We start from the raw sequence: 13,403 nt of genomic DNA, 5'->3' as shown, positions 1-13,403 counted from the left end.
GTTCCCAGCTCCTTCCTCGTGCGCCCGACGTGGGCGGTCCGGCGTTATGACCGGCCGGAAAGCCGGTCGAGGATCGCATCACCCGGAAGGAGGGCCGAGGCTCATGGCGAGTCCCGACAAGGTCGCAGCCGTTGCGGAGATCAAGGAGAAGTTCCAGAACTCCAATGCCGCTGTTGTCACCGCGTACACCGGTCTCAGCGTGGCACAGCTCAAGGACCTGCGCCGTTCTCTCGGTGAGAACGCTCAGTACCGAGTGGCGAAGAACACCCTGACCAAGATCGCGGCGAACGAGGCCGGGGTCAGTGAACTGGACGAGTTCTTCGTCGGTTCCACGGCTGTCGCCTTTGTGACCGGTGACCCGGTCACGGCGGCGAAGGGTCTTCGCGACTTCGCGAAGGACAACCCCGCGCTCGTCATCAAGGGCGGTGTCCTTGACGGCAAGGCGCTGTCCGCCGACGAGATCAAGAAGCTCGCGGACCTCGAGTCCCGTGAGGTGCTGCTCGCCAAGCTGGCCGGTGGCATGAAGGCGTCCATGGCCAAGGCCGCGGCGACCTTCCAGGCCCCGCTCACGAAGTTCGCCCGCACCGCGGACGCGCTTCGCAGCAAGGTCGAGCAGGGCGGTGCCGGTACGCCGGCTCCCGCCGAGGCCGAGTCCGCCGAGTAACCACTCGCGTTCGGTCGCAGCGGGCCCGTACGCCCGCCGATATGTACACCCGGCACCAGCCGAATTAGTGGAAGGACCGCCAAAATGGCGAAGCTCAGCCAGGACGACCTGCTCGAGCAGTTCAGCGGAATGACCCTCATCGAGCTCTCCGAGTTCGTGAAGGCCTTCGAGGAGAAGTTCGACGTCGAGGCCGCCGCGCCGGTCGCCGTTGCCGCCGCCGGTGCCCCGGGCGCCCCGGCCGCCGAGGCCGCCGAGGAGCAGGACGAGTTCGACGTCATCCTCACCGGCGCCGGCGACAAGAAGATCCAGGTCATCAAGGTCGTGCGTGAGCTGACCTCCCTGGGTCTGAAGGAGGCCAAGGACCTCGTCGACGGCACCCCGAAGCCGGTCCTCGAGAAGGTCAACAAGGAGCAGGCCGAGAAGGCCGCCGAGTCCCTCAAGGGCGCCGGCGCCTCCGTCGAGGTCAAGTGACCTCGCGAGTCTGCTGACTCTTTCCCGTTCCGAGGGCGATCACCCGAAAGGGTGGTCGCCCTCGGGCGTCCCCGGACGGGGGTCCTTGCCCCTCGTGCGGTGACAGGTATGGTGATCTTCGTTGCCCGCTGCCGGGCCCTTGGTTGATCCCGATGGGGGTGGGGGGCCTTGACGAACGGCACGCAGCGCGCAATTCTCAGGACGCGTCGTTGACCGATCCAGGATCCGAGGCATGGATCGCAGACGAAGAGGGCAGGATCGATATGCGCTTCGAGCGCGTGGCTTGATGCAGGCGATGAAGAACAACAAGGGATGCACGAGGACCTCCGAGGACCCGGTGTGGACATCAGTGGGCCAAGTGGCTACACTGACCCTTTGCGCTGCCTGTTAGCTGATCCCTGCCCGTCACCAGGGACACGCCCACGTTCGAACATTTCTGAATGAACTCCCTGACCTGGGATTTCTCTCCGGGTGTGTATCGAACTGGACCGGTACGCGCGTAGTGAGTCCGAGCCCTCGGAAGGACCCCCTCTTGGCCGCCTCGCGCAACGCCTCGACTGCCAATACGAACAACGGCGCCAGCACCGCCCCGCTGCGCATCTCTTTTGCGAAGATCAAGGAGCCCCTCGAGGTTCCGAACCTCCTTGCGCTGCAAACCGAGAGCTTCGACTGGCTGCTCGGCAACGCCGCGTGGAAGGCTCGCGTCGAGTCGGCCCTGGACAGTGGACAGGACGTCCCCACCAAGTCCGGCCTTGAAGAGATCTTCGAAGAGATCTCCCCGATCGAGGACTTCTCCGGCTCGATGTCGCTGACGTTCCGCGACCACCGCTTCGAGCCGCCGAAGAACTCGATCGACGAGTGCAAGGAGCGCGACTTCACGTACGCGGCGCCGCTCTTCGTCACCGCCGAGTTCACCAACAACGAGACCGGTGAGATCAAGTCCCAGACGGTCTTCATGGGCGACTTCCCGCTCATGACCAACAAGGGCACGTTCGTGATCAACGGCACCGAGCGTGTCGTCGTGTCGCAGCTCGTCCGCTCTCCCGGTGTCTACTTCGACTCCTCCATCGACAAGACGTCCGACAAGGACATCTTCTCCGCCAAGATCATCCCGTCCCGGGGTGCCTGGCTGGAGATGGAGATCGACAAGCGCGACATGGTCGGTGTCCGCATCGACCGCAAGCGCAAGCAGTCCGTGACCGTCCTCCTCAAGGCGCTCGGCTGGACCACCGAGCAGATCCTCGAGGAGTTCGGCGAGTACGAGTCCATGCGCGCCACCCTGGAGAAGGACCACACCCAGGGTCAGGACGACGCGCTGCTCGACATCTACCGCAAGCTGCGTCCGGGAGAGCCGCCGACGCGTGAGGCGGCGCAGACCCTGCTCGAGAACCTCTACTTCAACCCCAAGCGCTACGACCTCGCCAAGGTCGGCCGCTACAAGGTGAACAAGAAGCTCGGCGGGGACCAGCCGCTCGACGCCGGTGTGCTCACCGTCGACGACGTGATCGCCACCATCAAGTACCTGGTCAAGCTGCACGCCGGCGAGACCGAGACGGTCGGCGAGAACGGCAACCAGATCGTCGTCGAGACCGACGACATCGACCACTTCGGCAACCGCCGCCTGCGCAACGTCGGCGAGCTCATCCAGAACCAGGTCCGTACGGGTCTGGCCCGGATGGAGCGCGTCGTCCGCGAGCGTATGACGACGCAGGACGTCGAGGCGATCACGCCGCAGACCCTGATCAACATCCGGCCGGTCGTCGCCTCCATCAAGGAGTTCTTCGGCACCAGCCAGCTGTCGCAGTTCATGGACCAGACGAACCCGCTGTCGGGTCTGACCCACAAGCGCCGTCTGTCGGCGCTGGGCCCCGGCGGTCTGTCCCGTGAGCGGGCCGGCTTCGAGGTCCGTGACGTGCACCCGTCGCACTACGGCCGCATGTGCCCGATCGAGACGCCTGAAGGTCCGAACATCGGTCTGATCGGTTCGCTCGCCTCCTACGGCCGGGTCAACGCCTTCGGATTCGTCGAGACCCCGTACCGCCGCGTCACCGACGGCATCGTCACCGACGAGGTCGACTACCTCACCGCCGACGAGGAGGACCGCTTCGTCATCGCGCAGGCCAACGCCCCGCTGACGGACGACCTCCACTTCGCCGAGTCCCGGGTCCTGGTCCGCCGCCGTGGTGGCGAGGTCGACTACATCCCGGGCACCGAGGTCGACTACATGGACGTCTCGCCGCGCCAGATGGTGTCGGTCGCGACCGCCATGATCCCGTTCCTGGAGCACGACGACGCCAACCGCGCGCTCATGGGATCGAACATGATGCGCCAGGCCGTGCCGCTCCTCAAGGCGGAGTCCCCGCTGGTCGGCACCGGCATGGAGTACCGCTGCGCGGTCGACGCCGGTGACGTGATCAAGGCCGAGAAGGACGGTGTCGTCCAGGAGGTCTCCGCGGACTACGTCACGGTGGCCAACGACGACGGCACGTACACCACGTACCGCGTCGCCAAGTTCAGCCGCTCCAACCAGGGCACCTCCTTCAACCAGAAGGTCGTCGTGGACGAGGGCGCGCGGGTCATCGAGGGTCAGGTCCTCGCCGACGGTCCGTCCACGGACGAGGGCGAGATGGCGCTCGGCAAGAACCTGCTCGTGGCGTTCATGCCGTGGGAGGGCCACAACTACGAGGACGCGATCATCCTCAGCCAGCGTCTGGTGCAGGACGACGTCCTCTCCTCGATCCACATCGAGGAGCACGAGGTCGACGCCCGTGACACCAAGCTCGGCCCCGAGGAGATCACCCGGGACATCCCGAACGTCTCCGAGGAGGTCCTGGCCGACCTCGACGAGCGCGGCATCATCCGCATCGGTGCCGAGGTCGTCGCCGGCGACATCCTGGTCGGCAAGGTCACGCCCAAGGGTGAGACCGAGCTGACCCCGGAGGAGCGCCTGCTCCGCGCGATCTTCGGTGAGAAGGCCCGTGAGGTCCGTGACACCTCGCTGAAGGTGCCGCACGGCGAGACCGGCAAGGTCATCGGCGTCCGCGTCTTCGACCGCGAGGAGGGCGACGAGCTGCCCCCGGGCGTGAACCAGCTGGTCCGCGTCTACGTCGCGCAGAAGCGCAAGATCACCGACGGTGACAAGCTCGCCGGCCGTCACGGCAACAAGGGCGTCATCTCCAAGATCCTGCCGGTCGAGGACATGCCGTTCATGGAGGACGGCACCCCGGTCGACATCATCCTCAACCCGCTCGGCGTCCCGTCCCGGATGAACCCGGGACAGGTGCTGGAGATCCACCTCGGCTGGCTCGCCAGCCAGGGCTGGAAGGTCGACGGCAACGAGGAGTGGATGGAGCGTCTGCGGGCCATCGGCGCCGACGACGTCGTGGGCGGTACCAACGTCGCGACCCCCGTCTTCGACGGTGCGCGCGAGGACGAGATCGCGGGTCTCTTCAACGCCACGGTCCCGAACCGCGACGGCGAGCGGATGGTTCTGCCGTCCGGTAAGGCGCGCATGTTCGACGGCCGCTCCGGAGAGCCGTTCCCGGACCCGATCTCGGTCGGGTACATGTACATCCTCAAGCTGCACCACCTGGTCGACGACAAGCTGCACGCACGGTCGACCGGTCCGTACTCGATGATCACCCAGCAGCCGCTGGGTGGTAAGGCCCAGTTCGGTGGCCAGCGGTTCGGCGAGATGGAGGTGTGGGCCCTCGAGGCCTACGGCGCCGCCTACGCCCTTCAGGAGCTGCTGACCATCAAGTCCGACGACGTCACCGGCCGCGTGAAGGTCTACGAGGCCATCGTCAAGGGCGAGAACATCCCTGAGCCCGGCATCCCCGAGTCCTTCAAGGTGCTCATCAAGGAGATGCAGTCCCTGTGCCTCAACGTGGAGGTGCTGTCCTCGGACGGCATGTCCATCGAGATGCGCGACACCGACGAGGACGTCTTCCGCGCTGCGGAGGAGCTCGGTATCGACCTGTCCAGGCGCGAGCCGAGCAGCGTCGAAGAGGTCTGACGGGTCTGGCCGGGACCTCCCCGGAGGCCCCGGCCAACCCCGGACCCCGTCCCCCAGGCCCAGTGGGCGTGGGGGGACCCCCAGTCAGACTTCTGAACACGACCCCGAAAGAGGGATTGACGACAAGTGCTCGACGTCAACTTCTTCGACGAGCTGCGGATCGGCCTGGCCACTGCTGACGACATCCGTCAGTGGTCGCACGGCGAGGTCAAGAAGCCGGAGACCATCAACTACCGCACCCTCAAGCCCGAGAAGGACGGACTCTTCTGCGAGAAGATCTTCGGCCCCACCCGGGACTGGGAGTGCTACTGCGGTAAGTACAAGCGCGTCCGCTTCAAGGGCATCATCTGCGAGCGCTGCGGCGTCGAGGTCACTCGCGCCAAGGTGCGCCGTGAGCGGATGGGCCACATCGAGCTTGCCGCTCCCGTCACCCACATCTGGTACTTCAAGGGCGTCCCGTCGCGTCTGGGCTACCTGCTCGACCTCGCCCCGAAGGACCTCGAGAAGGTCATCTACTTCGCCGCCTACATGATCACGTGGGTGGACGAGGAGCGCCGTACGCGCGACCTGCCCTCGCTGGAGGCCCACGTCTCCGTCGAGCGCCAGCAGGTCGAGCAGCGCCGCGACGCCGACCTGGAGGCCCGCGCCAAGAAGCTCGAGGCCGACCTGGCCGAGCTGGAGGCCGAGGGCGCCAAGGCCGATGTGCGCCGCAAGGTGCGCGAGGGCGCCGAGCGCGAGATGAAGCAGCTCCGTGACCGCGCTCAGCGCGAGATCGACCGCCTCGACGAGGTGTGGACCCGTTTCAAGAACCTCAAGGTCCAGGACCTCGAGGGCGACGAGCTGCTCTACCGCGAGCTGCGGGACCGCTTCGGCACGTACTTCGACGGTTCCATGGGTGCCGCCGCGCTGCAGAAGCGCCTGGAGACCTTCAACCTCGACGAGGAGGCCGAGCGCCTCCGCGAGATCATCCGTACCGGCAAGGGCCAGAAGAAGACCCGTGCGCTCAAGCGCCTCAAGGTCGTCTCCGCCTTCCTGCAGACCAGCAACAGCCCCAAGGGCATGGTGCTGGACTGCGTCCCGGTGATCCCGCCGGATCTGCGTCCGATGGTGCAGCTGGACGGTGGCCGCTTCGCGACCTCCGACCTGAACGACCTGTACCGCCGCGTCATCAACCGGAACAACCGCCTGAAGCGGCTTCTCGACCTCGGTGCCCCCGAGATCATCGTCAACAACGAGAAGCGCATGCTGCAGGAGGCCGTCGACGCGCTGTTCGACAACGGCCGCCGCGGCCGCCCGGTCACCGGGCCCGGCAACCGTCCGCTGAAGTCCCTCAGCGACATGCTGAAGGGCAAGCAGGGCCGGTTCCGTCAGAACCTGCTCGGTAAGCGCGTCGACTACTCGGCCCGTTCGGTCATCGTCGTCGGCCCGCAGCTCAAGCTGCACCAGTGCGGTCTGCCCAAGGCCATGGCGCTGGAGCTCTTCAAGCCGTTCGTGATGAAGCGCCTGGTGGACCTCAACCACGCGCAGAACATCAAGTCGGCCAAGCGCATGGTCGAGCGCGGCCGTACGGTCGTGTACGACGTGCTGGAAGAGGTCATCGCCGAGCACCCCGTGCTGCTCAACCGTGCGCCGACCCTGCACCGCCTCGGCATCCAGGCCTTCGAGCCGCAGCTGGTCGAGGGCAAGGCCATTCAGATTCACCCGCTCGTCTGCACCGCGTTCAACGCGGACTTCGACGGTGACCAGATGGCCGTGCACCTGCCGCTGTCCGCGGAGGCCCAGGCCGAGGCCCGCATCCTGATGCTGTCCTCGAACAACATCCTCAAGCCGGCCGACGGTCGCCCCGTCACCATGCCCACCCAGGACATGGTGCTCGGCCTCTTCTTCCTCACCACCGACGAGGAGGAGCGGAAGGTCATCGGTGAGGGCCGGTCGTTCGGCTCCACCGCCGAGGCGATCATGGCCTTCGACGCCCGCGAGCTCTCGCTCCAGGCGAAGATCGACATCCGCTTCCCGATCGGTACGGTCCCGCCCCGCGGCTGGACCCCGCCGACGCCGGAGGAGGGTGAGCCGGAGTGGCAGCAGGGCGACAGCTTCCGGCTGCGGACGACTCTGGGCCGTGCGCTCTTCAATGAGCTGCTGCCCGAGGACTACCCGTTCGTCGACTACTCGGTGGGCAAGAAGCAGCTCTCCGAGATCGTCAACGACCTGGCCGAGCGCTACCCGAAGGTCATCGTGGCGGCGACGCTCGACAACCTGAAGGCGGCGGGCTTCCACTGGGCCACCCGGTCCGGTGTCACCGTGGCGTTCTCCGACATCGTCGGTCCGCCCGAGAAGCCGGCGATCCTCGAGAACTACGAGGAGCAGGCGCTCAAGGTCCAGAGGCAGTTCGAGCGCGGTCTCATCACCAAGGACGAGCGCCACCAGGAACTGGTCGTCATCTGGAACAAGGCCTCCAACGAGGTCTCCGAGGCGATGCAGCGCAACTTCCCGCGGACCAACTCGATCTTCATCATGATCGAGTCCGGTGCGCGAGGAAACATGATGCAGATGCGTCAGATCGCCGGTATGCGTGGTCTGGTGGCGAACGCCAAGAACGAGACCATCCCGCGGCCCATCAAGGCGTCGTACCGTGACGGTCTCTCCGTGCTGGAGTACTTCATCGCCACGCACGGTGCCCGTAAGGGTCTGGCGGACACCGCCCTGCGGACCGCCGACTCGGGTTACCTGACCCGTCGTCTGGTCGACGTCTCGCAGGACGTGATCATCCGCGAGGAGGACTGCGGCACCGACCGCGGTCTGAAGCTGTCGATCGCGTCCAAGGGCGCCGACGGCGTCCTGCGCAAGGCGGACGACGTCGAGACCAGCGTGTACGCGCGCTGCCTCGCCGAGGACATCGTCGTCGACGGCAAGGTGCTGGCCCCGGCCGGCACCGACCTGGGCGACGTGCTCATCGACGAGCTGGTCCGCCACGGCGTCGAGACGGTCAAGACCCGCTCGGTCCTGACCTGCGAGTCCGCGGTCGGCACCTGCGCGATGTGCTACGGCCGTTCGCTGGCCACCGGCAAGCTGGTCGACATCGGTGAGGCCGTCGGCATCATCGCGGCCCAGTCCATCGGTGAGCCCGGAACCCAGCTCACGATGCGTACCTTCCACACCGGTGGTGTGGCCGGTGACGACATCACCCAGGGTCTGCCGCGTGTCGTCGAGCTCTTCGAGGCGCGTACCCCCAAGGGTGTCGCCCCCATCTCGGAGGCGGCGGGCCGGGTCCGCATCGAGGAGACCGAGAAGACCAAGAAGCTGGTCGTCACCCCGGACGACGGTTCCGACGAGACGGCGTTCGGCGTCTCGAAGCGTGCCCGTGTCCTGGTGGGCGAGGGCGATCACGTCCAGGTCGGCCAGCCGCTGACCGTGGGTGCCATCAACCCGCACGACGTGCTGCGGATCCTCGGCCAGCGTGCCGTCCAGGTCCACCTGGTCGGCGAGGTCCAGAAGGTCTACAACTCGCAGGGTGTGTCGATCCACGACAAGCACATCGAGATCATCATCCGGCAGATGCTGCGCCGCGTGACGATCATCGAGTCCGGCGACGCCGAGCTGCTGCCGGGCGAGCTCGTGGAGCGCACGCGCTTCGAGGGCGAGAACCGTCGCGTGGTCCAGGAAGGCGGCCACCCGGCCTCCGGCCGTCCGCAGCTGATGGGTATCACCAAGGCCTCGCTGGCGACCGAGTCCTGGCTGTCGGCGGCGTCCTTCCAGGAGACGACCAGGGTCCTGACCGACGCGGCGATCAACGCCAAGTCGGACTCCCTGATCGGCCTCAAGGAGAACGTGATCATCGGTAAGCTCATCCCGGCCGGTACGGGCCTGTCCCGCTACCGCAACATCCGGGTCGAGCCGACCGAGGAGGCGAAGGCCGCGATGTACTCGGCCGTCGGTTACGACGACATCGACTACTCGCCCTTCGGCACGGGCTCCGGCCAGGCGGTCCCGCTGGAGGACTACGACTACGGGCCTTACAACCAGTAAGCCCCGCAGGCACGTTGCTCACAGGGCGGTCCCCTTCGGGGGGCCGCCCTGCGGCATGTCGGCAAGGTCACCGGCCGCTACCAATGGCGAGGGAACTGCGCGAAGCGCCCGGGCGTCGGGGATGATGGGGGAGAGGTTTCCTGGGCGGGGAGGTGGATCGCGGTGTCAATGCAACCGTGGCCGGGCGGTGGACAACCGCCGCAGGGGCAGACGCAGTCGTCGATGATGCGGGCGTCGCACGCGGACCGGGAGCGCGCGATCGATGTGCTCAAGGCCGGTTTCACCGAAGGCCGCCTCTCCCAGGAGGAGTACGAGCAGCGGCTGACGCGCGCTCATCACGCCCAGACCTACGGGCAGTTGCAAGCCCTCGTCGTCGATCTGCCGCAGGGGCCCGTCGCGTCGAGCGGCTATGCGTACCCCGTACGTCAGCAGGTGGCGCCGACCTTCTGGGCGGCACCACCGCCCCCGCCGCCGACGAACGGTCTGGCCACGGGCTCCATGGTGTGCGGTGTGCTGACACCGGTGACTTGGGGACTGACCGCGATCCCCGCGGTGGTTCTCGGTCACAAGGCACGGGCGGAGATGCGGCGGACCGGCGAGACCGGCGAGGGATACGCGACGGCCGGCCTGGTACTGGGCTATCTGGCACTCGCCGTCGGCCTGCTCGTGATCATCGGCGTGACAGTGGCCGCGCTGTCGGTATGACTCTGGCCGAGGCGCCGGCCGGGGCCAACTCCGGGGCGTAGCCGAGCAGGTGCCCGGAGTGTCCTGCCCAGGTGCTTTTGTTTTGACCGGAGCCGGTGCTATAGGTACGCTCTGACCTTGTGCCTGGGGTGTGCCCGGGTTCTCGTGCGTGCCATCCCAGCCATCGGCCGGGTGGGCCCACTCCCGGACCGAGTCCGGGAGAGGACTCCGGCCGTACGGGACCGAGGCCGAATCGCCGATCACATCCGCGCTTTCCGTTCCACGGAGCACGTGTGGGATTCGCGACACACCCGACCGCGTGGGTCGGAGGTGCCCCAGGTTAGCTTCACTAGACGGCACACAGAAACCGGAGAAACGGTGCCTACGATCCAGCAGCTGGTCCGGAAGGGCCGGCAGGACAAGGTCGAGAAGAACAAGACGCCCGCGCTCGAAGGATCCCCTCAGCGCCGCGGCGTCTGCACGCGTGTGTTCACGACCACCCCGAAGAAGCCGAACTCGGCCCTCCGCAAGGTCGCGCGTGTGCGCCTGACCAGCGGCATCGAGGTCACGGCCTACATCCCGGGTGAGGGACACAACCTGCAGGAGCACTCGATCGTGCTCGTGCGTGGTGGCCGTGTGAAGGACCTGCCGGGTGTTCGCTACAAGATCATCCGCGGTTCGCTCGACACCCAGGGTGTCAAGAACCGCAAGCAGGCCCGCAGCCGTTACGGCGCCAAGAAGGAGAAGTAAGAATGCCTCGTAAGGGCCCCGCCCCGAAGCGCCCGGTCATCATCGACCCGGTCTACGGTTCTCCTCTGGTCACCTCGCTGATCAACAAGGTGCTGCTGAACGGCAAGCGCTCCACCGCCGAGCGCATCGTGTACGGCGCCATGGAGGGCCTGCGCGAGAAGTCCGGCAACGACCCGGTCATCACGCTCAAGCGCGCGCTGGAGAACATCAAGCCGACCCTTGAGGTCAAGTCCCGCCGTGTCGGTGGCGCCACCTACCAGGTTCCGGTCGAGGTCAAGCCCGGCCGCGCCTCCACACTCGCGCTGCGCTGGCTCGTCGGTTACTCGCGCGCCCGTCGTGAGAAGACCATGACCGAGCGCCTGATGAACGAGCTGCTGGACGCCAGCAATGGTCTGGGCGCCTCCGTCAAGCGCCGCGAGGACACCCACAAGATGGCCGAGTCCAACAAGGCCTTCGCGCACTACCGCTGGTAGTCGCTACCCCATCGAGATCCGAGAGAAGACTGAGCCATATGGCCACCACTTCACTTGACCTGGCCAAGGTCCGCAACATTGGGATCATGGCCCACATCGACGCGGGCAAGACGACCACCACCGAGCGGATCCTGTTCTACACCGGTGTGAGCTACAAGATCGGTGAGGTCCACGACGGCGCTGCCACGATGGACTGGATGGAGCAGGAGCAGGAGCGCGGCATCACCATCACGTCCGCCGCGACCACCTGCCACTGGCCCCTGGAAGACGTCGACCACACCATCAACATCATCGACACCCCCGGGCACGTCGACTTCACCGTCGAGGTGGAGCGTTCGCTGCGCGTGCTCGACGGTGCCGTGACGGTGTTCGACGGTGTTGCCGGTGTCGAGCCCCAGTCCGAGACGGTGTGGCGTCAGGCGGACCGCTACCGCGTTCCGCGTATCTGCTTCGTCAACAAGCTGGACCGCACCGGCGCCGAGTTCCACCGCTGTGTCGACATGATCGTCGACCGGCTGGGCGCGACGCCGCTGGTCATGCAGCTCCCGATCGGTGCCGAGGCGGACTTCAAGGGCGTCGTCGACCTGGTTCGTATGAAGGCTCTCGTCTGGTCCGCCGAGGCGACCAAGGGCGAGATGTACGACACCGTCGACATCCCCGACACCCACATCGAGGCCGCCGACGAGTGGCGCGGCAAGCTGCTCGAGGCCGTTGCCGAGAACGACGAGGAGATGATGGAGCTGTACCTCGAGGGCCAGGAGCCCACCGAGGAGCAGCTCATGGCGGCGATCCGCCGCATCACCATCAACTCCGGCAAGGGCGGCGACACCACGGTCACCCCGGTGTTCTGTGGTACCGCGTTCAAGAACAAGGGCGTTCAGCCCCTGCTCGACGCGGTCGTCCGCTACCTGCCGTCGCCGATCGACATCGAGGCGATCGAGGGCCACGCGATCAACGACGCCGAGCAGGTCGTCATTCGCAAGCCGTCCGACGAGGAGCCGTTCGCCGGCCTCGCCTTCAAGATCATGAGCGACCCGCACCTCGGCAAGCTCACCTTCGTCCGGGTCTACTCGGGTCGCATGGTGACCGGCACGCAGGTGCAGAACTCGGTCAAGGGCAAGAAGGAGCGCATCGGCAAGATCTACCGGATGCACGCGAACAAGCGTGAGGAGATCGAGTCGGTGGGTGCCGGTGACATCGTCGCCGTCATGGGTCTGAAGCAGACCACCACCGGTGAGACCCTCTGCGACGGTTCGAACCCGGTGATCCTGGAGTCGATGGACTTCCCGGCCCCCGTCATCCAGGTCGCCATCGAGCCCAAGTCGAAGGGCGACCAGGAGAAGCTGGGTGTCGCGATCCAGCGGCTGGCCGAGGAGGACCCGTCCTTCCAGGTCAACACCGACGAGGAGACCGGCCAGACGATCATCGCGGGTATGGGCGAGCTGCACCTCGACGTGCTGGTCGACCGTATGAAGCGCGAGTTCAAGGTCGAGGCGAACGTCGGCAAGCCGCAGGTCGCCTACCGTGAGACGCTCCGCAAGGCCGTCGACCGGGTCGACTACACGCACAAGAAGCAGACTGGTGGTTCCGGCCAGTTCGCGAAGGTGCAGATCGCGATCGCGCCCCTCGAGGGCGACGGGTACGAGTTCGAGAACAAGGTCACCGGTGGCCGTATCCCGCGGGAGTACATCCCGTCCGTGGACGCGGGCTGCCAGGAGGCCATGGAGTTCGGTGTGCTGGCCGGCTACCCGCTGACCGGCGTGAAGGTGACGCTGCTCGACGGCGCCTACCACGATGTCGACTCCTCCGAACTCGCCTTCAAGATCGCCGGTTCGATGGCCTTCAAGGAGGCCGCGCGCAAGGCCAGCCCGGCCCTGCTCGAGCCGATGATGAAGGTCGAGGTCACGACGCCCGAGGACTACATGGGCGATGTGATCGGCGACATCAACTCCCGTCGCGGACAGATCCAGTCGATGGAGGAGCGGTCCGGTGCCAAGCTGGTCACCGGTCTGGTTCCGCTGTCGGAGATGTTCGGCTACGTCGGGGACTTGCGCAGCAAGACCTCCGGTCGCGCCAGTTACTCCATGCAGTTCGACTCCTACGCCGAGGTTCCGAAGAACGTCGCGGAGGAGATCATCGCGAAGGCCAAGGGTGAGTAACGGGGCTCCGCCCACGTTTCTTACGCTTTAGGCTGGAGCAAAGGCATCGGGGCAATCCGTCGCAAAGCAACCGCTTTGCGGCGGGCCCCGCAGCCCGCCCCCAAGCGAATACGGCCAAGGGCATCCCCTCGGGGTCCTGGTCGGTTCGGTAAGACCACCTG

8 protein-coding genes are annotated in these 13,403 nt (G+C 66.5%); all 8 read left to right on the top strand.

The window, feature by feature from the left end; all coding sequences use genetic code 11:
• The first annotated feature begins 103 nt into the window (after positions 1-103).
• The 8 genes from rplJ (at position 104) to fusA (ending at position 13,242) form a co-directional block, all read left to right on the top strand.
• Complete coding sequence (rplJ, locus tag ACGFNH_RS23135) at positions 104-664, top strand: 50S ribosomal protein L10 (RefSeq protein WP_393656584.1); 561 nt, start codon at positions 104-106, stop codon at positions 662-664.
• 84 nt (positions 665-748) lie between these two features.
• Positions 749-1,135, top strand: a complete 387-nt coding sequence (gene rplL / locus ACGFNH_RS23130; protein WP_393656582.1) for a 50S ribosomal protein L7/L12 — start codon at positions 749-751, stop codon at positions 1,133-1,135.
• A 532-nt stretch (positions 1,136-1,667) separates the two neighbouring features.
• Positions 1,668-5,150 carry a DNA-directed RNA polymerase subunit beta gene (gene rpoB / locus ACGFNH_RS23125; RefSeq protein WP_393656581.1) on the top strand — a complete coding sequence of 1,161 codons (3,483 nt, stop codon included), beginning with the start codon at positions 1,668-1,670 and terminating at the stop codon, positions 5,148-5,150.
• Between the two features lie 126 nt (positions 5,151-5,276).
• Complete coding sequence (locus ACGFNH_RS23120) at positions 5,277-9,176, top strand: DNA-directed RNA polymerase subunit beta' (protein WP_393656579.1); 3,900 nt, start codon at positions 5,277-5,279, stop codon at positions 9,174-9,176.
• Between the two features lie 168 nt (positions 9,177-9,344).
• A complete protein-coding gene (locus ACGFNH_RS23115; protein WP_393656885.1) occupies positions 9,345-9,881 on the top strand; it encodes a DUF1707 and DUF4190 domain-containing protein in 537 nt (178 codons plus the stop codon).
• Positions 9,882-10,238: 357 nt separating this feature from the next.
• Entirely contained in the window at positions 10,239-10,610 is a 372-nt protein-coding gene (gene rpsL / locus ACGFNH_RS23110) for a 30S ribosomal protein S12 (protein ID WP_003948652.1), read from the top strand.
• A 2-nt stretch (positions 10,611-10,612) separates the two neighbouring features.
• Positions 10,613-11,083, top strand: coding sequence for a 30S ribosomal protein S7 (gene rpsG, locus ACGFNH_RS23105; RefSeq protein WP_360853510.1), 471 nt, complete (start codon positions 10,613-10,615; stop codon positions 11,081-11,083).
• 38 nt (positions 11,084-11,121) lie between these two features.
• Positions 11,122-13,242, top strand: coding sequence for an elongation factor G (gene fusA, locus ACGFNH_RS23100; RefSeq protein ID WP_393656577.1), 2,121 nt, complete (start codon positions 11,122-11,124; stop codon positions 13,240-13,242).
• Positions 13,243-13,403 lie beyond the last annotated feature (161 nt).

It is taken from the genome of Streptomyces sp. NPDC048639, from assembly GCF_043199075.1.
GTDB lineage: Bacteria > Actinomycetota > Actinomycetes > Streptomycetales > Streptomycetaceae > Streptomyces.
Note: the sequence above shows the minus strand (reverse complement) of the source record. Positions and strands in the feature narration are given on the sequence as shown.

Excerpts from the sequence above, each read along its gene's own strand:
- rplJ (WP_393656584.1), top strand. The coding sequence starts at position 104 with ATGGCGAGTCCCGACAAGGTCGCAGCCGTTGCGGAGATCAAGGAGAAG.
- rplL (WP_393656582.1), top strand. The coding sequence starts at position 749 with ATGGCGAAGCTCAGCCAGGACGACCTGCTCGAGCAGTTCAGCGGAATG.
- ACGFNH_RS23115 (WP_393656885.1), top strand. The coding sequence starts at position 9,345 with ATGCAACCGTGGCCGGGCGGTGGACAACCGCCGCAGGGGCAGACGCAG.
- rpsG (WP_360853510.1), top strand. The coding sequence starts at position 10,613 with ATGCCTCGTAAGGGCCCCGCCCCGAAGCGCCCGGTCATCATCGACCCG.
- fusA (WP_393656577.1), top strand. The coding sequence starts at position 11,122 with ATGGCCACCACTTCACTTGACCTGGCCAAGGTCCGCAACATTGGGATC.